Annotated in this window: 1 pseudogene; it reads left to right on the top strand. The window is 54.1% G+C overall.

Going from position 1 to position 303, the window contains the following annotated elements:
* Positions 1-303: pseudogene (locus HMPREF2875_RS13765) on the top strand (HNH endonuclease); the annotation flags it as partial.

Raw genomic sequence — 303 nt, 5'->3', positions numbered from 1 at the left:
CCACCAAGCGTTTAAAGGAGCTTCGTGCCAAACGCACCGCTAAGCCCGGAGTACGCTTCACCTACCGGTCCAAGGGACCTAACTCCATCACCATCACCGATGACCCAACCGTCATCGCCGATATCCGAGGCACCCTCGAATCCGTTAATAAAACAAACCTGCTTGAGGCTGCCCGCACCGTCATTGTCACCGGCGGTATTGGCACGAAACCTGCCGTACATGCTCAAGTCGTAGTCACCCTCAACGAGCTCGACCAAATCGTTAATGGTGATGGGGAGGAAATAGAACTTAACCTCACCAACG

The sequence above is a fragment of the Corynebacterium sp. HMSC078H07 genome (assembly GCF_001812805.1).
In the GTDB taxonomy this organism is placed as follows: domain Bacteria; phylum Actinomycetota; class Actinomycetes; order Mycobacteriales; family Mycobacteriaceae; genus Corynebacterium.
This window is presented reverse-complemented; position numbering and strand designations above follow the sequence as displayed.